The following is a 20,930-nucleotide window of genomic DNA, read 5'->3' as shown; positions in this document are numbered from 1 at the left end:
ATGATTAGTTCTATATTGTTAACTAACCTTTTGCAAGGTGGAGAAGGCGAGTCAGCTGAAGGCGCACATCACTTAGGTGAAAAGATTACTTCATTAAGTTCACAAGGTCCTTGGTTTTTAACACATGCTTGGCTGATAGTTTTAATTCCTCTCGTTAGTTTCTTTTTGATTTTATTTTTTGGTAAGAAACTTCCAAAAGGAGGGCATGAAATTGGCATTACTGCATTGGTAGCTGTTTTAGCTTATGCAATAATGGCTGCTTATCAATGGATAAATTTTGCTGACGAGTCAAAAGTTTATGGTCAGGCTTATACTTGGTTACGTTTTGGTGTTTTAAAACTAGAAGCTGGTACTCAGATTGATGGCCTTGCAGTAATGATGTTAATTGTTGTAGGTGTAATTTCTACACTCGTACATATCTATTCGACTGAATATTTAAAAGGTGATATTAGATATACGCATTATTATGCAGCGCTATCTCTTTTTACAGCTTCAATGATGATGCTTATAGTTGCAAGTAATACTTTGCAATTGTTGCTCGGTTGGGAACTCGTTGGACTATGTTCATTTATGCTCATTGGGCATTGGTGGGAAGAAAAAGAAAATTCAAATGCTGCCCTAAAAGCTTTCTTCACTACTCGTTTTGGTGATATTGGGTTATTAACTGGTGTTGTAATGACATTCTTTATCGTGCAACGTGCAACTGGTTCTGGATCTTTCTCAATTCTTTCAATTAATAATGCTGCCCTTTCTGGAAAAGTTGGTCACACATTAATACTTATGACGGCTCTTGCCCTATTGCTAGGTATCATGGGCAAGTCGGGACAATTTCCTCTACATACTTGGCTGCCTGATGCTATGGCTGGTCCAACTCCTGTTTCTGCGCTTATCCATGCTGCAACTATGGTTGTTGCTGGTGTTTATCTTGGTGCTCGCGTTTTTCCTATCTTTTGGGAAGGTTTCAATATTGGTGAAACTGGTTTGAATCCTATGATTCTTATTGGTGGTATAACTATTATCGCTGGTGCTGTTTTGGCCTTTGTGCAAAGTGATATCAAAAAAGTATTGGCATATTCAACAATTTCACAACTTGGCTATATGGTTATGGCGCTTGGATCTGGCGCTTGGGTAGCTGCAGTATTCCATCTATTTACACACGCATTTTTCAAAGCTTTATTATTCTTAGGCGCAGGATCTGTCGCACATAGTGGATCTCATCATTCTTTTGAAATGAAAAAAGATATGGGTGGGCTTCGTAAATTGATGCCAGTAACTTTTACTACTTTCATGATTGGTACTGCAGCGCTTGCTGGCATATTCCCATTTGCTGGTTTCTGGTCAAAAGATGAAATCTTGGCAAACGTTGGCCATAATGGTTATCAATTTTTCGTTTATGTTGGTCTAGCAGGTGCTATATTGACCGCTGCATATATGACACGTTGTGTTTATCTAACTTTCTTCGGTGAATATAGAGGACATCATCACCCGCACGAATCGCCTAAAGCTATAACAATTCCTTTAATAATCTTGGCGATATTCTCAATTTTTGCAGGACTATTAAATGCTACACCGTTTGGTATTGAGAAATTTAAAGAATGGGTTGAACCTAAAGGAGCGTTTCCATTAGAGGGATTAGTCCAAGGTGCAGGTGCGTTTATATCTCATGCTGAATTTTCTTGGATAGATGCTGGTATTGCTACTGCATGTGGACTGTTTGGTATTTTAGTTACTTATCTTTACTATTGGAAAAAAATCGGCTTTATTGATTTAACTAAAAAAAGCAAAATCGCTAAGGCAGGATACACATTTTTAGAAAAGAAATATTTCTTAGATGTTCTTTACACTGACATAATTGTTGGTGGACTTAAAAAGCAAATCTCTAATGCTGTTCTTTGGACTAACGACAATATAATTAACGCTTTTGTTAATGGCGTAGGTAAAATTACTGCAAAAATTGGTACGTTTACTTACGAGAAAATTGATCAAAAAGGTGTTGACGGGATCGTAAATGGTTTAGCTTCAACTTCTCAAGGAACAGGTTCGGTTTTAACAAAAGTTCAAAGCGGAAAACTACAACGTTATGCAATATTTTTATTTAGTGGTGTATTAGTTTTAAGTGCAATAATAATTTTTATAAGTAGATAATAAGAAAGGTAGAGATAAAGTGAACTTCGACAAAATCTCTCTCACATTGGCAGTATTCATTCCACTAGCTGGAATGGTAGGTGTTTTACTGACACCTAAAAAAAATGAGGTGGTGGCTAAATCCATTGCTTTAGGTACAGCAATAGCAACTCTAGGTGTAGGTATAGCTATATTAGTGAGATATAATATTGGCCAAGAAGGCTTACAGTTCGGTCGAAATAAAGCGTGGATACCACTTATTAATGCTCGCTACGAAATTGGACTAGATGGTATTGGTTTGCCAATGCTGATTCTTTCAATGCTTATTACCTTATCTGTAATCATATATTCTTGGGATCATTTCCCAGACCCGCGGACTCCAAAAGCATTTCTAGCAATGACACTTTTATTAGAAGTCGGAATGAACGGTACTTTCGTCGCTCAAGATCTAATCTTATTCTTTGTTTTCTTCGAAATCGTTTTACTTCCAATGTTCTTTCTAATTGGTGTTTGGGGTGGTTCGAATCGTAAATACGCCTCACTCAAATTTTTCTTGTTCACACTATTCGGTTCTGCCATGATGCTTCTAGGTTTCTTAGCGCTATTCTTTAAGGGAGGCCATACCTTCTCAATTCCAGAATTGACAGCAATGGCCCAATCAGGTCAGCTAAATATTGCAAAGACTACTGGCTTAATAATATTTGGCGGATTGTTCCTTGGTTTTGCGATTAAAGTGCCTATGTTCCCGTTTCATACTTGGCTACCAGATGCTCATACTGAAGCTCCAACACAGGGTTCAGTTATACTTGCTGCTATTTTGCTAAAGCTTGGTACATACGGTTTTATTAAGATCGCTATTCCAATATTGCCAAAGGCATTTACTTCATGGTCACCATATATCGGTGGTCTGGCAGTGATAGGTATTATATATGGTTCCCTATGTTGTTTGGCACAAAGCGATATGAAACGTTTGATTGCATTTTCTTCAGTTGCCCATATGGGTTTTGTTATGTTGGCTATTTCAACAGGAACTGAATTCGGTATGAATGCAGCCTTGTTTGGAATGTTTGCACACGGTCTAATTACTGGTATGTTGTTTTTTATTGGTGGTTCTGTTCAACACAGATATCACACACGTGAAATGTCACGACTTGGTGGTATGCTAAAACAAATTCCAAAGATGGGTTGGTTGTTCGGTCTTTGCTGTATGGCTTCACTTGGCCTTCCTGGCTTGGCTGGCTTCTGGGGAGAATTTCCAGCAGTATTGAGTGCCTTTAGTCCTGCTCCTGGTTTAAGTGTTCCTCTATTTAGGTTCTACATGGTCGTTGCTGCCGTTGGTACAGTTCTAGCTGCCGCCTATTTATTGTGGATGTTCCAAAGAGTTGCATTTGGTGAAGTTAATGACGAGTTTAAAGATAAAGAAATCCATGACGTTCATATAAGTGAATGGCTTGCTTGGACCCCAATATTGATACCAATTTTTATATTTGGTGTTTATCCAGATTTACTATTCAAATATTTCGCAACACCAGTTGCTGCACTTTTTGGAGCATAAATAATGTTAGCTATAGTTATACAGAAATCGCCAATGATTGACTGGCACGCATTTGCGCCAGAAGTCGTTATTATAATTGGTGCATTAACAATTTTGATTGCTGATCTTTTCTTAAAGAAACGTTCATCATGGAAAACATCAAATATAGCTGCATTAACTTTTTTAGTGGCATTGATTCCAGTAATAACTTTAGCTATTGATGGAACAAACAGATCAATGTTTGGCGGTTCGTACATTGTTGATAATCAAGCGCTGGCTTTTAAAGCATTCTTTTTAGTTGGTGCGTATATTTCCGTGCTACTAAGTGGGGATTATATTCGCGAAGGAGATTATTTCCAGGCCGAGTTTTGGTTCTTGCTTACAATGTCAGTATTGGGTATGAGCACCCTTTCATCGTCGCGAGATTTGATCTCTCTATTTGTTTCTATCGAGACTGTTACTATTCCAACATTCGTCTTGGCATCTTGGCGAAAACGTGATCTTAAATCTAATGAGGCTGGAATAAAATATTATTTAATTGGTGTTATGAGTTCTGCAATAATGCTCTATGGGATGAGCTTTGTCGTTGGTTTTGTAGGTTCAACAAAATTTGTTGATATTCAAAAATATTTTTATGGCAACAACATCCCTATTTTGGCTCACTTAGCAGTGATCTTTACCGTAATTGGTTTTGCTTTCAAAATTTCTTCAGTTCCTTTTCATCAATGGACACCAGATGTATATGAAGGGGCACCTACACCAGTTACTGCATTTTTAAGTGTACTTTCAAAGGGTGCTGGTTTTGTCGGTATCTTAGCTTTAGGCCAGTATGCATTTTTAAATGAAAGAGAAATTTGGATGCCAATACTGTCAGTAATGGTTGTAGCATCTTTAATTATCGGAAACTTTGCTGCATTAAAACAAACAAATATTGTTCGCATGTTAGCGTATTCCTCAATTGCTCAAGGTGGATTTATTTTATTGCCAATTGCTTTATTGGGTTATGGCGATAATTCAAAAACGTCGACCTTGGGAACTAATGAATTTTTTAACAGCGCAGTTCAATCAACTTATATTTATTTAGCGATTTATTTATTCGCTAACTTAGGAGCCTTTGCGAGCATTATTGCAATTTCTCGACGAATTAATTCTGGCGATATAGCAAAATATAATGGTCTAGGAAGACGTGAACCTTTCTTGTCTCTAATGTTGACAATTTTCTTATTTTCTTTAGCTGGTGTTCCACCTTTGGCTGGTTGGTTTGCAAAATTTGTGATGTTTAAAGCAGCATTGGAAATCAATTCTGTAGCTTCTATTACTCTCGCTATTGTTGCAGCTGTAACTTCAGTTGTTGCATTTACATATTATGCAGGAATTATAAAGCGCATGTGGCTTGAAGACCCAGCTGAATTAGATTTATTTGATCAGCCAGAGACGAGTGAAGGATCTCTTTTGTTGGCTGATAAAAAATCTACTGTCGTAATAACTCCAGCACTTCGAGTAGCGATAGTATTATGTGCTGGAGTTACAATTTTGCTCGGTTTCTTTCCCGGAATTATTGCCAGAGTCGGTGAATTAATAGTCCTAGTAAAATAGAGGATAGAGGGACTGTCCTTACAGGCCTTGTTATTCACATTAGACTTTGTAAATGGACATTGAAAATAATTTTGCAGATTATATGCAAGAGGTACTTTACGGTGACGATGGTTTTTATACTAAAGGTGGAGGTTCGGGGCGTACTAAAGATTTTTTAACGTCACCAGAAGTTGGCGACTTGTTTGGTCGTGTCCTTGCTGATTATATTGATGATTGGTATGATAATCTAAAAAATCCAAGTGGGGCAATAGTTATTGATGCTGGTTGTGGGCCGGGCTCATTGGCTGCATCTATTTCTAGGGCTAATATGAAAAACGCAAGTGAAATAGAATTTTATCTTGTTGATATATCTGCGAAACATAGAGCAGCTGTAACTGAAAAATTAAGTAAATTGTCACCTAAATTCTCTTGGTCAGTCCATGGAACTATTCCAGAGTGTGACAAGCCTACCTTAGTAATTGCAAATGAACTTTTAGATAATCTAATTTTTAATATCGGCAAGGTTAGCGAAGTGTATTCAAACTTTGAGCCAGATTATCTTGACAAACCAGCGTATGCAGCATTTTTTGGAATATCGGGAGATATAGATAACCTTTCACGATCTAATGTTGCACATAATATTGGAGATTTTAGAATACCTTTACACGTTGGTTTAGCTTCGTGGATAGATGAACTTATGCAGGCCACAATGAATGTAACTGATTTACAATTATTATTTTTTGATTATATTAAAGCAATACCTGATATGGCAGATGAGAATTGGTTAAGGATGTATTCCAGTAATCAAAGAATAGTTGGCGTTGACAATGTATTAAATGCAATAGTAAAGGGCAAGAAAGGAGACATCACTTGTGATGTTACAAGTAATGATTTATACGTATTACTTGATAGAGAAGGTTTCTCCAAAATAAAGATACAAACACAAAACCAATGGTTGAATGATAATGATATTGATTTATTTTGTGTTCCACAGAAACACCAGAGTTCATATGATCAACTAATTCAATTTTCAACTCATGGATCTGATGTTGATATGTCCAAAAGTTTCATGAATGAAAGAGAAGTACTTTTAGATGAAAATGGATTGGGTTCTTTTCAGGTGCTCAGTGCTGTTCGCCAAGTATAGAGATACTTTGATTAAAATGTGGCTAATCTTGCAAAAGGTTTGCCGTAGTTTTCAGGGTTTGCAGGGTCCGTCCTTGCCAAATTAGGACATTGCTGCAATAAGTTAATCTCTAAAGTTTTCAAATTGTAAAGGAATTCCAAAATCATGTTCTTTTAACATTGCAATGGCATTCTGTAAATCGTCACGCTTTTTACCAGTAATACGAAGTTGATCGCCTTGGATTTGGTGTTGCAATCCTTTTGTACCATTTTCTTTTATATATTTTCCTATTTCTTTTGCTTTTTCAGTAGTCAGACCTTGAACTAATTTAGTAATTTGTTTCCAACGAGCACCTGCAGCTTCTTCACCATTCTGGTGGTCTAGCGATTTTAATGAAACATGGCGTTTTACAAACTTCTCTTCTAAGATTTGAATTATAGCTTTAACTCTATCTTCAGATACAGAATTAATTGATATTTCACCTTTTCCATCAAACTCGATTTTTGATTCGGTACCTTTAAAATCAAACCTAGTACCGACTTCTCGAGCAGTTTGATCGACAGCATTTCTTACCTCTTGAATATCAACTTCGCTAACAACATCAAAACTTGGCATATCTTCTCCTTATATAACTTGAATACTAGAGTCTAAACAACAATCACCACAAATTCACCTCTACGACTCGAGCGATACATACATATATTTGATAACCTGTAAACCTTACAGAGGGTCGGTACCTGAGCGGCCAAAGGGGGCAGACTGTAAATCTGCTGCGAGAGCTACGTAGGTTCGAATCCTACCCGGCCCACTCTCTGTATTTTTTATTTCAGTGTGATGTATCCACTGAAGTGTTGGCGCGATTCGACGATTTAAGTTTGTTACCGGGTTTCCCTATGGAAACCCGCTTGGCCCACTCTCTGTATTTTTTATTTCAGTGTGATGTATCCACTGAAGTGTTGGCGTGATACTTTGTTCTCTTCATAATGGACACTAAGATAAATCTATGAAGAAAAGAATTCTCTTTTTAGCTGCTGCAATTATTGTTGTATCTATAATGTTTATCGTTCTTTTTCTAGTTTCTAATAATGAAAATGAATCTCAAACGAAATCAAAAACAGCGATAAAAAATTCCACAACGACTACAAAAATAAGTTTCTACTCTAGTGCGCCAATAAATACTGCTGATAACCCTCATTTAGATCCATCGCTTGGAAAAGAATTAGAGATAATCGGTAAAGTAACTTTAATTGATTTGAAGCCATTACAAACAGATAGTAGCGGTATAATCAATATTCTTTCAAATAATATAAGTTATACACTTTATCTATCACCTGGCATGTCTAACTGTGATAAAGATGCAATAAAAATACCATCATTAAACGTAGGAGATACAGCAAGCGCTAAAGGAGTGCTCGAAGATGTTAACACTTTGGTTGTTTGTGATAGTGGCACCTATATAAGGTGAATAATGACAAACCCTATTAATGAGATCATAAGTAAACAAAAATCTTTTACGTATTTTCATACACGTGTACTAAATCGAGAAATTTTAGATAGAGCGAAGCAGGCAAAGAAAAGCTTAGAAATAGATTTATCTATTGATAAAAATGGAAAGCCATATATTGGTCATCCACTTTCATTTTATGAATTTATGAACATACAAGCACCAAATAATCTCGAACTTGATATAGTACTGAATGAGATGAAGTCAGCAAATATATTTTTAGTTTTGGATATTAAAAGTAAAAAATTAATTTCATTAGCTACAGAAATCATAAAAAACTTTGGTGCTGAGAAATGCTTACTTCACAGCTACACTTCAGAACTAGAATTTAAACCATATTCATCAGATCTTGTAATAGAACCACATTGGATAAATGAGCACATTGCATTAGAGTCAATTATGGAGATTAAATATTCAACTGGCGTACCTTTGGCTCTTTCTTGTCGTGGCATTGATAAACAATATTTTGATACTCACAATGAAGATGATGTAATAGATAAAATTGTAGAAGTGGTGAATGGAAATATAGAAGCTATTGCATTGAACCTACATACCGACGATATACTCCCAGTAAATATTTTGAATTCATTATTAGAAAATAGTATTATCCCTTTGATAAATATTGATAAAACTTTAAACGCAAAATTTCCACCCCTATATTTAGGAGCATCTGATCATCTGAGCAAAGCGAGTAATACATAGTAGAAGTTCAATAGTAATTCTTAATATATATATTGTGCTAATCACCCAGTTCGTATCATTAAGAATCAGTTGGTGTTTTATATGAGTTGTTGCAATACAAGATCTGCGACCTCGGTTTATGAATTTGAACCTACTTTATATCGTGTTGTGGGTTAATTGTCACAAAGTATTTGTTGAAGAAATTTATTTGAATGTGTACGACATATTTGACAAGCATTTTACTTCGTACATATGTTTCTAATTTACAATTAAACTTTACAAAAACAACGGAAAATACTAATTATATAGAGCGATATAGAACGAATATTTTAACCAACGATCACTAGCTCTTCAGGGACGGACTCTGTCAAATATAGTCAAAATGTCCAGTTATTGCAGGGACGGACCCTGTCGTATCGTCATATTTAATCCAGTGTGAGTAGCTGAAACGTAAATACAATATGACTGCAGAAAATAAAGACACAAGAACTACAAATCCCGCAACAGCCTCGAATAATAAGAAGAAATTCAACATCATCCCAATTTCTATTCTTGTCGCTGTATTAATAGCGGGATCATTTGCTGTTATCTTTTCGCGAAATGTAAAGTCTGAAGATGTTCTTCCAAAAGTTGATGCTAATAATCTAGAAGTGATTAAAACTAAAGTTCCTAATATTGATGACTCATTAGGTTGGTTAAATACTGAAGGTATTAGTCAAGAAAAAATAAATAGTTCTGTAGTGATATATGATTTTTGGACCTATTCTTGTATCAATTGTCAAAGAACACTTCCATACTTACGCGCAATATATGACCGCTATGAAAAAGACGGCCTCATTATTCTTGGTGTTCATTCTCCTGAATTTGATTTTGAGAAAATACATTCTAATGTTGAAAAAGCTGCAAAAAAATATAAGGTTAATTGGCCGGTATTATTTGATGACAATATGAGTAACTGGGATAACTTTGAGAATGAATTTTGGCCGGCAAAATATATTACAGATAAAAAAGGACAATTACGTTACGAGCATTTTGGAGAGGGTCGATACGAAGAAACAGAAGATGTTGTTAGAGCATTGCTTGGTGTAGATAAAGACTCACCACGGGCAATTTTCCCAGGAGCAAAAGAAACAACTTCTAATGAAGATATAACACCAGAATTATATTTAAATCCAGTCCGTGGAAAGTCAAATATAAACTCTGGCATAACTAAAGTTGAAAAAGAAGTAAAACCAACTCTTAATAATATTACATACTTTGGAAATATAGATTCTCAACTTGACCGAACTGTACTCCAAGAAGTTGGTTCGAAAATGTTGCTTAATTTTAAAGCTGCTGAAGTTAACTTAGTAGCTGAAAATATTAATGCAGATAAATCGCAAGTTGCAAAGCTTAAAGTCGAACTTGATGGTAAGCCTATTCCAAAAAACATGCGTGGTAAAGATATAAAAGTTGAGAGTAACGGTGATACTTGTGTCGAAGTATCTTCACCAGATTTAGTAAATATCATTAATGCTAAAAAAATAACCCAAGGTATCTTAACTTTCAGCGCTCAACAAAAAAATATAGCACTATATTCATTCACATTTGGAAGTTAGGTTAAACAATGTTAGAAACATCAATTATATTTGCAGAACTAGGGGCCGGCATCGCTAGTTTTTTAGCCCCCTGTGTCGTTCCCTTAGTTCCTGCATACATGGGTATGATTGCTGGCGATGTCTCTGAGAAACAAGCTGAAGGTAAGAAGCCAAAAACTCCAGTTATCCCAACTCTGATTTTCATTGCAGGTTTCGCTGCTGTATTCACATCGCTTGGTGCACTCGTTGGCGCATTAGGTATTGCGAAAGGCGATGCTCAAGAAGTCATAAAAATAGTTGGTGGAGTCATCATAATTATTATGGGACTAGCATTACTAGGTCTCTTCAAAAAAGTGTTCGGTCGTGAAAAAAGATTAATTACATCACTTCCAAAATTGTCACCAAAGTTAAAATTATTGCGCCCATTTATTTTAGGTATTGCTTTTGGCGCAGCATGGTCACCTTGCGTTGGTCCTTTATTAGGATCAGCCTTGGCAATAGCTTCTCGCTCTGGACAAGTACTTGAAGGATCAATCTATTTATTCGTATATGCTTTAGGTATAGGAATACCTTTCTTAGTTGTGTCTTTACTACTAGCATCTTACCCTTCGCTCATAGGAAAGTTGGCAAATATTGCTCAGAAGGTAGAAAAATATACCGGCGCGTTATTGATAATATTAGGATTGTTGTTAGTCACAAATCAATATGATCTTGTAACAAGTACAATTGCTGGATGGTTTTCTTAAAATTGATTTACTAAGGGAAACAGGGTGCTAAAGCTTCTGTACGAATTTGGTATGGATCCCATTGAAGTGATTTGCAATCTAATACATTCATTCTGTCAGGTAGCGCAACTTTATAGCCATCAATTTCTTTAATAGCACCACCCGGTGTTGAAGCAATCTCTAATAAAGCAGCATTGGCATATGGTGCACCTCTAGGGAACCCTTTGCCGATTGAGCCTATACTTATTACTTTTGAATTATTCTTTTCGTATGCTTTGAACACATGAGCACCACCATGTATGATTGTATCTATTTCACCAATAAATACCTTGGCTGCGTCTTCACTAGCAAAAAATCCAATCCTTGGTTTATTTACAGCATTTTTTCCACTATATTTTTCTTTGAATTTTACTAATGCAGCTTCAGCATATACTTTTTCATTCTGGTGGTAGTTCCCACCACAGTCATTTCCATCCACGTAGCATGCGTCGTTTAAAGCAAATACATTAGGTAAAAAATCAGGCCTTTCTTTCGTGAGGTCTTTTACCCCAAGTTTGTTTAATACTTCCATTAAATCTTTTGTATCGTGGTTTCCCGTTAGGCCGTAAAAAGGGAACTGCGCACCTTCTTTGATACAATTTCTTTCGGCGTCATATCCAACACAAGTCAAAATATCGTCGTAGCCGCTAAATTTTGTTTCCCCGATAGGTAAACCGCCGAGTGCATCTTTTTCTGGCCCTTTCCCAGTATTAAGCCAATCGCCCAATCCAATAATGGCGTCAGCTCTACTTGCACGTGCTATTGCTTCTGTTGTGGTTGGAACTACAGGTAAATTGTGAGAGTCAGAAGTTACAAGTAATGTAAATGTATTTACTTCATTTGCTTCATTTGCATCAATTGCTTTCTTGGCTTCTCTAAGATCACTATTTATATCTGTGATTCGAATTAAATTATCTCCAACATTTTCAGTGACATCACTTAAATCCGCTGCCGCTGTTGATGTGTTGGACACAAGATATTTATTAATTGGAGATCTAACAGCACCTTCGATTTTATGAGTAGTATCTGTAGCGTTAGAAAGTTGATAAGCGTTACCACCTAAAATTAATACGCAAACTGTAGCACCGCATACTAATGTATTAAAAAGTTTCTGGGAGCTATTTGGTCTTCCTTCTATATGTTCATTGAGAAATTCTCGCAAGTGATTAATAATATAGATAGCTTCATGTCCAAACGGCTTTTCATCTAAACGTGAATTATAATAAATTGGATTTTTCTCAAGGGAATCGACAAGCATCTTCTTAATATTTTTTACACCATTACGTCTCAACGCATCGGCACTTGCATATCCAACTGCAAATATTGCAATATTTTCCCCAGCTAGTTTTATTAAAAGCCATAAAGCTTTTCCTTGATATAAATCATTAATTCTGCTTAATGTCTCATCTTTGTTGGGAGGCTTATTCGCTGATGTTGGTGCGAATACTACTCTAAAATCACTGAATGCTTGAGGGTATTGATCGTTATTAATTGTTCCAACTTTAACAGTAGCTCCTATTCCAGTTGTATCTGCAATATCATCACCAAAAAGTGTTACGGAATTTCCGATAGAAGTCGTTATATCAACGTTCACTGCAGTTACTCTTATGGTCTGGCTTGGTTGTACGATATTTAGCGCAGCTCCACCACCAAGAATTCCAACTAGTGGAATAAAAGCTTTAGTCATGAATTTACGACGATTAGAAACCATTTTCTTCCTTGAATTGATAACAGTTATTGTTAGTTCATCTTAGCATATGGTGAAATTTACGTACATTTACAAGTTTTATACTGTCCGAGTTTGTTTTAATTTAATTATAGATAGTAAGGTTGACCTAACTAAATATTTCTAGTAAAGGAAAATATGAAACGTATACTATCAATTATGCTTATTTCGCTGTTATCTCTAGTTTTACTGGCTTCTTGTAACTCTAACGAAAATGACGAGAAAAACAAAGAAAGTAAAGATACAAAAGAGGATTCGCTCCTAACTAGATCGGATAAAATTAAAGGCACTCAAATCAATGCTTTGCTCAATGAATTTTCATTTGATCTAGATTCAAATACTGCATCAGCTGGAGATATCACTTTTGTTAGCACGAATGAAGGAAAGATTGAACACGAAATAGTTGTAGCCAAAACTGATCTCGATGAAAGGGCATTGCCGGTTGATAAAGATGGCCTAGTTACTTTAAATTTCGATGGTAAGGGTGTTGAGTTTATAGACGAGATAGAAGGTATAACCAGAGGTGTTACTAAAAATCTTGCTGTAAATTTAAAGCCCGGAAAATATGTTGTATTCTGTAATCTAATTGGTCATTATGAAAATGGTATGAGTACTAGCTTTACAGTAAATTAAAAAAATAGACACTTTTCAGAGATCTTGATACTTTAAGTTTTTCTAGTATTATTGTTGCTTCGCCTCCTTAGCTCAGTTGGCAGAGCGCATCCATGGTAAGGATGAGGTCACCAGTTCGACTCTGGTAGGAGGCTCCAATTGCGCTTTTCGAGCGACAGTGTTCATGATCAGGATGAGGTCACCAGTTCGACTCTGGTAGCCGAACTCTCAAGAGGAGAGTGAGGAACTTGCTTTCATATTCACACCCCAACTGCTATATGCTAAATAGTCAACAATTTATAACAAATCCGCACTAACCTAATTGTATGGAGAAAAATAAAAATAATATGGCACTCTGGTCAGTAGTATTGGTGCCAGCAACTTTTCTTATCCTGTGGATATATGGACAAATAGAAAAAAATGGCCGCAAGCCTCTAGCGTGTGAAGGCCAACCAAATTGTGTTGATTTGCGTGGTCTTGGAAATCTATATTTAGCATTTTTGTTTATTGCTTTCGTTGCCGCAATCGGAACAGCTATTGCCTTTAATGCGAAAAAGAAGAATCAAAAATTTGCGATGGCTGCACTCATTATTAATGCCTTGTTGACAGTAGCCTTCATAATTGCAACTGTCTCGTCATATATGTCTTCTCATTAAGAATTTTACTGGCTAGAAATTAGTAACTTAGAACAAGGCTTACGTTCTAAAACCAATATTATTGTTTCGAATTCCGTTATATCTACAACAATGTAAATTATCGTCACCATCATTAAATAATGCTATGACGGCTATATGTGAGTATACAAAGGAACTTTTGAGTTGAATAAGGTTTGTGTCGATATTAGCAAGCTCAAGAAAAATTTTGTGAAAAAGTCAAAATTTATATTTCATTTGGTGCAAACAAATGAATATTTGCTAGTCTTTAAGCCGGTAGCGGCGGGGTAGCTCAGGCGGTTAGAGCGCACGTCTCATAATCGTGAGGTCGCGGGTTCGAGTCCCGCCCTCGCTACCAATTAATAATTAGAATATATCAATGAAAAATTTTATCCATAAACAGGTTTTCTGGGTATTCTTTATTTCCTCTATTGTTTTCGTATATTTTTCATTAGCAGTTGGTGGATATATAATTTATAGAACTGTAAATATTAAGAATAAAGTTAGTACTAAGAAATTTGACACTTATTTTCAAGATTCAAAATCTCGAATAGATAATTCTTCTAAAGATAAACCTATTTCTGGTTTTCGTGATGCAGAAATAGACTCACAAATAGAAGGTACTTTCAAAGTAGTTGGTAGTGACCTTAGCCCCACACCGACAGACCCAGACCAAATAAAAGCGTGGAAATATTACAAAGCAATAGCTGGTGATGAATTTATTTCAAAATATATGGCTAAGGTAGATTTCTATAATGATTCAACAAGTGATATTGATGCTGGTGTTGGAGCAAACGAAACCGATCCAAATAAATGGGACCTTAGCGTGAATCTTGCGTTCATTAGTGAAAAAGCCGATTTGATTTATACTATGGTTCATGAATATGCTCATATATTCTCATTAAATCCAACGCAAGTTAATGGGCGAGTAACAGGTAGTTGTCCTGACTTATTGATTTCTGAAGGTTGTGCATTAGATCAAAGTTATATAAATCTTTACTATGAAAAATTTTGGTCGAGTTTAAATGCTAATCCCGATTCACAAAACTTTGGAGAATATTATCCTGGTCGAGAAAAAGATTTCGTAAGCGAATATGGTGCTACTAATTGTATAGAAGATTTTGCCGAAACATTTGCATACTATACGCTTAGAGATACTTCGAACCTAAAAGCAATAGCTGACGAGAAAATTACATTCATGGGTAATAATGATGGGATCAGACTCGACGTAAATAGAATAAGAGAAAATATTAGTCGCTTAATCTAATTAAATTCGTGGCATTAAAACTGCGTTTTGAACTAAAAGTTAGGATTGATCCAAGTAGCATTAATACTAAAGCAAATTGGTAGATAGCATCATTGAAACCAGTTTGAGGTAATGATCCTGACACCGAGCCGCTTACAGTACCATTACTTGTGCCTGTAGGTGCTGCATTGGGAACAACATCACTTAGGACTTCATAACGAACTTGGTTGATACCCAAAACTTCAGTTTGATTAAGTACAGCAGAATAATCTTGTACGCTTGCAATATCTAAAGAGAGTGTTACATTTTCATTAACAGGTAATCCATTCATTCTTACAGTCCATTCGTTAGCACTAGTTTTAGTGAACTCATATATTGTTCCACCACCTGTAAGTACTAAGTCATCTTGAGTAAATGATTCATCAACAATCTTTTTATTGAATGTTACTTTGAAACATGCGTCGTTTACATTTACGACTGTATTGGTTCCATTACAAGGATTGATAGTTACTGCAAGAGCATTACCATCATAAGTGAGTACGCTTACATTGTCGTTAACTATATTAAAAGGATCGGTACTCGGTGTAAACATAGTAGCTTGCAATAGAATATTGTCTACATCGTTTGCAGTGATAATAGCAATGGCTTGAGTGTTTCCCGTTGAGAAAGGACCGCTCGCTGTCATATTGAAATTTAATTCAAAACTTTCACCCGGTGCAATGACGCCACTTGTTGGTATCAACTGGCAACCTAATAACGCGCCATGGTAACTAGCGAATGCTGGAAGACTAGTGGATACATCATTTGATACCTCGGCACAGTCACCAGGGGTAATTGTCACATTGTCTGTTAAGTCGGCATCAGTAACATCAACAAAAGTAGATCCATTTGGGATTATAAAATATACTCCAAATGGTATTCCAATTTGATCGTCTATATAATCTCCTAAACCATTATTTGTTACTTTAAGACCGAAACTAACTGGTGATCCAGCTGTTATCTCACCAGTAGTTAAGAGACGAGTTTCTAATGCTAAATCGGGATCAAGAACTATTGGAGCCGTTGTATAAGTATCTGAATCGTTATTATTATTTGGGTCAATGTTTGATGTTGAGTCACCTAATACACTTGAAATAATTGATGCTGTAAATGTAATTGTTTGACCAACTTGACCAGTTACGATACCTGTATAGCCAATTGCTATGCACTCTAAAGGATCACCAGGATTCTCATAGCCTGCTGGGTTTATTACACCCTGCCATATTCCAGTTTCTGCATCATATGTTCCAAGATCACTTGCGTTATTGTTTGCAAGACCTAAAGGTAAAACTAATTGATTATCGAACGTATAATTTGTTGAGGATATATCAAGATCTATACTGGTGATTGGATCAGTTCCATTATTACAAACCGTTACTGCAAACGCGCGTTCTTTCGCAACGGCAGTAATGCTTAAAGACAAATCACCAGATGTACCTTGCGGAGAGTTCAGGCTATCTGCAAATGATGAAGAGATAAAACTTACTTGTACAATTATTGCCAACGATACAATTGCTATTATTTGCTTTAATTTCCCTGATGGAATCTTCATTTTACTCCTATTAAATTATCTCTATAAATACTCTCGGTATTAGTTATAGAAACATTTATAGGTTATATGAACCATTTAGAATTTATATAGATGATATTTATGTTATATCACGCATATTACGAAATTGTTAGATAAAAATATCGCGATTACGAAAAATTTGAAAACTTAAGAATAGGCAAACAGTTGAGACTATTATAAAAAATTCTTTTGCCGAGAAAGCAATATTATCTTTAACTAAAGTACTTGCACCATCGAAATAATATCATAACATTCCAATTATTTTCTAGATTCAAATCAGGGGGGACAAAACCAATATTTCTCAGTACTTATAAGAATTATTTATTACGGAGTTATTATCAATAGTAATTTTGTCGCTATCTGGAAAAATAGCACCAATAATACATCGAATTGTTATAGATTTTCCAGCACCATTTGGACCTAAAAAACCGAATATTTCTCCTTGTTCAATATCAAGAGAAATATTATTTAATGCTTGAAAAGAATCAAAAGATTTAGCAACATTTTGAACATTAATTGCGCTCATAAAATAAACATAGCACTCAGGTTATATTTAGTTGAGTGAATTATTAATCCTCTACCATAGGTACTACTACTGTTGGAATATCAACACTTCTAATAACTTTATCCGTAATACTGCCAATTATTACTTTAGAGAAACCAGAAAGTCCTCGTGTTGTCATAAACAATAAATCTGCGCCAATTTCCTTTGCGATTTCTGGAATCGCTGTTGTTGGTTCTAATCCTTCGACCATAATGTTGGTAGTGATATCATTGGCTTCTATAAATTTTGCGATACTTTTTAGATATTGTGTCATTGGTTTTATTCGAGTTGGATTTGCTGGAACATGTAATAAAGTTATGGGTGTGTTGAAATTCTTTGCAATATTAACAGCGAATGCAAGTGCTCGCTCACTAGACCTCGAACCATCTAATGCAATTAACATTTTTTTTGGTCGTGTAATTTTTTCAGGCACCGTCCAATTTGCGGGCACTACTAACACGGGACAATCAGTCAATTGGATGACACCTGCAGTTACTGATCGCGATGTAATATTTGACTTTCCGGTAGCAGCACGCGTCCCCATAATAATTAAATCTGCACCTTTTGTATCAGCATAAGAAACAATACTGCGTGGAACGCTTTCTTTAATTTCTGGTGTTAATAGATCTACATCATTAGCGTAAATAAAATTATTATGGTTGTCATTATTTTTATCGATATGTAAATAATGGATATCCGCAATTATATTTTTTGCGACTGCCTTCGCAATTAAAATAGCATTTTGTGATGGTACTGTGCCATCGGTTGGAACAACAATAGAATTAACTACATGTTGTGATTCGATCTCCCAAAGAGCTGAATCTGCTGATTGTAAAAAGTTTGCTTCAATTTGAGTTGCAGTTTGTTGCTCTGTAATTGTAGGAGGACCAAGAAGTTTTCTAAATATACTAAATATAATATATAGTGCAGGGATGAACATAAAATATGTCCATGCTCCATCAGTAAATCTTTCGTAAAATATAATACAAGTGGCACCCGTTGTTAGAAGTGCTGCCAGTATTGTTCCTATTAAAATAACAATATTATGTAGCGACGGTGTTTGCTTTTGTAGTTTAAAGAGTCTTTTAGTTGCAGCCCAACCAGTCATCGATAGTAAAACAAATACGCCTGCTGCATATAGAGCCAAGTATGTTTCTTCACTAGTGCCAAAAATTAAATAAGCGATTGCTGCAATTAAGGCTTCGAGCCATACAGGTCGTCCTGCTACACCGAATCTGTTTATTTTTCCAAGCGTTGCTGGAACATAATGACGTAACTTTAGGCCAACACATAAATTCTGTAAACCCAAAGCACTTGAAGCACTCGCGGAAAGTAAAACTGCGATACCAACAAATGTACCAATACTAGATAACCATTTTGGTAGTAGTTGGTCCATTGTTTGAGTGAATACTGAAACTTTTTCGTTACTAGGATCTGCCAAGTCACGTATAGCTGGACCAACAATTAACATTGTCATACCAGTTGTTACCATTATTATCATCAGAGAATTAAATGCTTTACGACTTCTTTGTGCTGGTTCACCGTCGTATGCTGCAACCATATTCGCAAATACTTCAACACCGGTCATCAATGCTAATATTCGAGCATATCCACCAAATGTTGTACCTATGGCATTTGATTTAAAAGCATCAAAGTTAATTCCTGGGATTTCAAAGCCACGTTTAAAAATCGTGACGAACATTAATACCCAAAGCAAAATTAGTACTCCAGCAGTAGCAGGACCAAATGCTTTAGCGGCTGTTGCTGGACCGCGATTGACTAACCATGCTGTAAAAAAACTTACAGCGATTGCTAACCATGCTCTATTTTGTACAATGAAAACTGTATCGTTTAATGTAGGGAAACGGTCAGCTGCAAAGGTTACAAGTGCAGCCATAGATACTAAGAATGTAAGCGTGTATTCTACAAATGTAATACCAGCAGTAATTTTTACTGCCCAACTCCCAAATTCTTCTTCGGATAGTCCACTACCGCCTGATCCATCAGTTATCCATTTCATTACCGAGCGATACATCAAGGAAACAAATACAACTGTAAAAATTACTAGCCAAACGCTTGCACCAAAAACTACTTTAGTTAGTCCTGCTGCTAAGAGTAATTTTAGAAATGGACCGAATACGTAAAGTGGTGATGATGCTGGATCGCCACCACCAGCTAGTGCGCCAGCTACCGGATTTTTTAATTTATGTGATACGTATCCCATTACTACTTTCTATTTTACTTCAGTAGAATAGTTTAGAATATTTTGTGAAAACTTTTTTCATTTTCTCAGCCTGTTCGATAGTCATTGTCGATTTTTAGGCATATTTAATTAGGCGGTATCACTTATATTAAATGTTTTATTGAATTAAAAATGACTACTTTCGTTGCTCTTGAAGTAATAATATGTGGTTAATAGCAATTGTGTTAAACATTTTGGTTAAGTGCAATTATAATGTTGATTCCGCTTGCAGGTACTTTTCGGACATATAAAGTAATGAATAAAAGCATTGTACATACTGAATTGCCTTTAGATGATATTTTATGGCTTCTTTAACTTTTATAAATGATATTCTATATGAAATGGTTTAAATCGGGATAATTGCACAAATCTTGATGGCTCTATATAATTGATATATGGCAAGACGAAAACAAGATGACTTGGTGCGAGAGGTTCTTAAGATAGATGACATAAATAGGCTGCTTCTATGTATTGATACCATTTTGATGAATTCTCAAGCTGATTGTGTAAAAGCATTAAAACTACTTCACAAAAAGCCAGAAATATTTCCGACAGAATTACAAAAGTATGTTTTAAGAAATCTCTTTAGATTATCTACAGAACAAAACGGAAGATTTCAAAACCGAAATTTGAGATTAGAAGTAGAAAAGTTGATAATCAAAGAATCTGAAAAGATACTTGATGATCAGACTTCGTCTTTCCTACCTGAGACTCTCGCTCCAAATTCAACCATAGTTGATTTGCGCAAAGATCCAAAAGGCAAGGCTAACCCTTTTATCCTTAGATTGGCAGCCTTTAATCTACTTTATAAAAGACCTGGGTGGAAATCTCAAATTCCCGAAGAACTACAACGAAGAGCCCATCACGTACTACATCCTTACGAAATAGAAAAAAGATCACCCGTTCCACTAAATCACACATTAACTGATCCAGTAAGATTAGCTTTGAGTAACCAGTTGCTTGACTTATCAACTTCAGTCAGTTTAACTATGTAATATCATTAGAACTACCTTGGATTTTGACAAAGTGAGAAATTAAGTGATACTTTTTATTGCAAGTTCAAGACAAGGAAGAGGTTATTATGACTGGACAAACTACACCAGCTAATGGTGCGGAAGTTGCAGTGACATTAATAGTGTTGTTGGAGTAAGGGTGGATCGTGATTCATGTACTGGTATTGGGACTTGTGTAACTGATGCGCCTGGTATTTTTGTAATTGAAGAAACCGGAGGTGTAGCATTTGTTGTTGACCCAAATGATGGACTATTAGAAGACCCTAATAAAATAGCAGCTGTAGACCCAGACAGAGCTGAAGAAGTTGTAGAAGCAGCACTTAATTGTGGTCAAGAATGTATCAAGCTTTACGATCATCAAGGTTTAATGCTTGAATTAAGTATCTTTGATTAAATAATA

General features: G+C 35.8%; 18 protein-coding genes and 3 tRNA genes. 16 read left to right on the top strand and 5 right to left on the bottom strand.

Annotated features, from left to right (window positions below; genetic code table 11):
- The 4 genes from nuoL to KBF89_01675 all read left to right on the top strand — a co-directional run bounded on the left by nuoL (position 1) and on the right by KBF89_01675 (position 6,380).
- On the top strand, positions 1 to 2,145 hold the full coding sequence (gene nuoL, locus KBF89_01690; GenBank protein ID MBP9115039.1) for an NADH-quinone oxidoreductase subunit L: 2,145 nt from the start codon (positions 1 to 3) through the stop codon (positions 2,143 to 2,145).
- A gap of 73 nt (positions 2,146 to 2,218) precedes the next feature.
- Positions 2,219 to 3,679: an NADH-quinone oxidoreductase subunit M gene (locus KBF89_01685; protein ID MBP9115038.1), complete on the top strand. Its 1,461-nt coding sequence runs from the start codon at positions 2,219 to 2,221 to the stop codon at positions 3,677 to 3,679.
- Positions 3,680 to 3,682: 3 nt separating this feature from the next.
- Complete coding sequence (locus KBF89_01680) at positions 3,683 to 5,254, top strand: NADH-quinone oxidoreductase subunit N (protein ID MBP9115037.1); 1,572 nt, start codon at positions 3,683 to 3,685, stop codon at positions 5,252 to 5,254.
- Positions 5,255 to 5,306: 52 nt separating this feature from the next.
- Entirely contained in the window at positions 5,307 to 6,380 is a 1,074-nt protein-coding gene (locus tag KBF89_01675) for an SAM-dependent methyltransferase (GenBank protein ID MBP9115036.1), read from the top strand.
- 102 nt (positions 6,381 to 6,482) lie between these two features.
- Here the strand turns inward: KBF89_01675 and KBF89_01670 are convergent, their stop codons facing one another.
- Entirely contained in the window at positions 6,483 to 6,974 is a 492-nt protein-coding gene (locus KBF89_01670) for a YajQ family cyclic di-GMP-binding protein (GenBank protein MBP9115035.1), read from the bottom strand.
- Positions 6,975 to 7,086: 112 nt separating this feature from the next.
- Between KBF89_01670 and KBF89_01665 the strand changes: the two genes are divergently transcribed.
- The 5 genes from KBF89_01665 to KBF89_01645 all read left to right on the top strand — a co-directional run bounded on the left by KBF89_01665 (position 7,087) and on the right by KBF89_01645 (position 10,867).
- Positions 7,087 to 7,167: transfer RNA gene (locus KBF89_01665), tRNA-Tyr, on the top strand.
- 195 nt (positions 7,168 to 7,362) lie between these two features.
- On the top strand, positions 7,363 to 7,824 hold the full coding sequence (locus KBF89_01660) for a hypothetical protein (GenBank protein ID MBP9115034.1): 462 nt from the start codon (positions 7,363 to 7,365) through the stop codon (positions 7,822 to 7,824).
- 3 nt (positions 7,825 to 7,827) lie between these two features.
- Positions 7,828 to 8,565 carry a hypothetical protein gene (locus tag KBF89_01655; protein ID MBP9115033.1) on the top strand — a complete coding sequence of 246 codons (738 nt, stop codon included), beginning with the start codon at positions 7,828 to 7,830 and terminating at the stop codon, positions 8,563 to 8,565.
- Positions 8,566 to 9,005: 440 nt separating this feature from the next.
- A complete protein-coding gene (locus KBF89_01650; GenBank protein MBP9115032.1) occupies positions 9,006 to 10,142 on the top strand; it encodes a redoxin domain-containing protein in 1,137 nt (378 codons plus the stop codon).
- Positions 10,143 to 10,150: 8 nt separating this feature from the next.
- Entirely contained in the window at positions 10,151 to 10,867 is a 717-nt protein-coding gene (locus KBF89_01645) for a sulfite exporter TauE/SafE family protein (protein MBP9115031.1), read from the top strand.
- Between the two features lie 10 nt (positions 10,868 to 10,877).
- Here KBF89_01645 and KBF89_01640 read toward each other — a convergent pair whose 3' ends face one another.
- A complete protein-coding gene (locus KBF89_01640) occupies positions 10,878 to 12,596 on the bottom strand; it encodes a metallophosphoesterase (GenBank protein ID MBP9115030.1) in 1,719 nt (572 codons plus the stop codon).
- Between the two features lie 153 nt (positions 12,597 to 12,749).
- On the opposite strand from KBF89_01640, the gene KBF89_01635 reads away from it, so the two are divergent.
- The 5 genes from KBF89_01635 (at position 12,750) to KBF89_01615 (ending at position 15,143) form a co-directional block, all read left to right on the top strand.
- A complete protein-coding gene (locus tag KBF89_01635) occupies positions 12,750 to 13,244 on the top strand; it encodes a hypothetical protein (protein MBP9115029.1) in 495 nt (164 codons plus the stop codon).
- 61 nt (positions 13,245 to 13,305) lie between these two features.
- Positions 13,306 to 13,381 (top strand) — tRNA-Thr (locus tag KBF89_01630).
- Positions 13,382 to 13,549: 168 nt separating this feature from the next.
- Positions 13,550 to 13,879, top strand: coding sequence for a hypothetical protein (locus KBF89_01625; protein MBP9115028.1), 330 nt, complete (start codon positions 13,550 to 13,552; stop codon positions 13,877 to 13,879).
- Between the two features lie 278 nt (positions 13,880 to 14,157).
- Positions 14,158 to 14,234, top strand: a tRNA-Met gene (locus KBF89_01620).
- Between the two features lie 21 nt (positions 14,235 to 14,255).
- On the top strand, positions 14,256 to 15,143 hold the full coding sequence (locus KBF89_01615) for a hypothetical protein (protein ID MBP9115027.1): 888 nt from the start codon (positions 14,256 to 14,258) through the stop codon (positions 15,141 to 15,143).
- Here the strand turns inward: KBF89_01615 and KBF89_01610 are convergent.
- From KBF89_01610 to KBF89_01600, 3 genes are all read right to left on the bottom strand, one after another.
- The gene (locus KBF89_01610) at positions 15,127 to 16,713 is read right to left on the bottom strand and encodes a hypothetical protein (GenBank protein ID MBP9115026.1); all 1,587 of its coding nucleotides are present in this window, start codon (positions 16,711 to 16,713) and stop codon (positions 15,127 to 15,129) included. The two genes, KBF89_01615 and KBF89_01610, sit on opposite strands and share 17 nt — an antisense overlap.
- 319 nt (positions 16,714 to 17,032) lie before the next feature.
- Positions 17,033 to 17,257 (bottom strand): ATP-binding cassette domain-containing protein, encoded by a 225-nt coding sequence (locus KBF89_01605; GenBank protein MBP9115025.1) that lies wholly within the window; start codon positions 17,255 to 17,257, stop codon positions 17,033 to 17,035.
- Positions 17,258 to 17,300: 43 nt separating this feature from the next.
- Entirely contained in the window at positions 17,301 to 19,499 is a 2,199-nt protein-coding gene (locus KBF89_01600; protein ID MBP9115024.1) for an amino acid permease, read from the bottom strand.
- 413 nt (positions 19,500 to 19,912) lie between these two features.
- Here KBF89_01600 and KBF89_01595 point away from each other — a divergent pair, with 413 nt between their 5' ends.
- Together KBF89_01595 and KBF89_01590 are read left to right on the top strand one after the other, a co-directional pair.
- Positions 19,913 to 20,512 carry a hypothetical protein gene (locus tag KBF89_01595; GenBank protein MBP9115023.1) on the top strand — a complete coding sequence of 200 codons (600 nt, stop codon included), beginning with the start codon at positions 19,913 to 19,915 and terminating at the stop codon, positions 20,510 to 20,512.
- A gap of 157 nt (positions 20,513 to 20,669) precedes the next feature.
- Positions 20,670 to 20,924 carry a ferredoxin gene (locus KBF89_01590; GenBank protein MBP9115022.1) on the top strand — a complete coding sequence of 85 codons (255 nt, stop codon included), beginning with the start codon at positions 20,670 to 20,672 and terminating at the stop codon, positions 20,922 to 20,924.
- Positions 20,925 to 20,930 lie beyond the last annotated feature (6 nt).

This window comes from Acidimicrobiia bacterium (genome assembly GCA_018057765.1).
In the GTDB taxonomy this organism is placed as follows: Bacteria; Actinomycetota; Acidimicrobiia; order IMCC26256; family JAGPDB01; genus JAGPDB01.
Note: the sequence above shows the minus strand (reverse complement) of the source record. Positions and strands in the feature narration are given on the sequence as shown.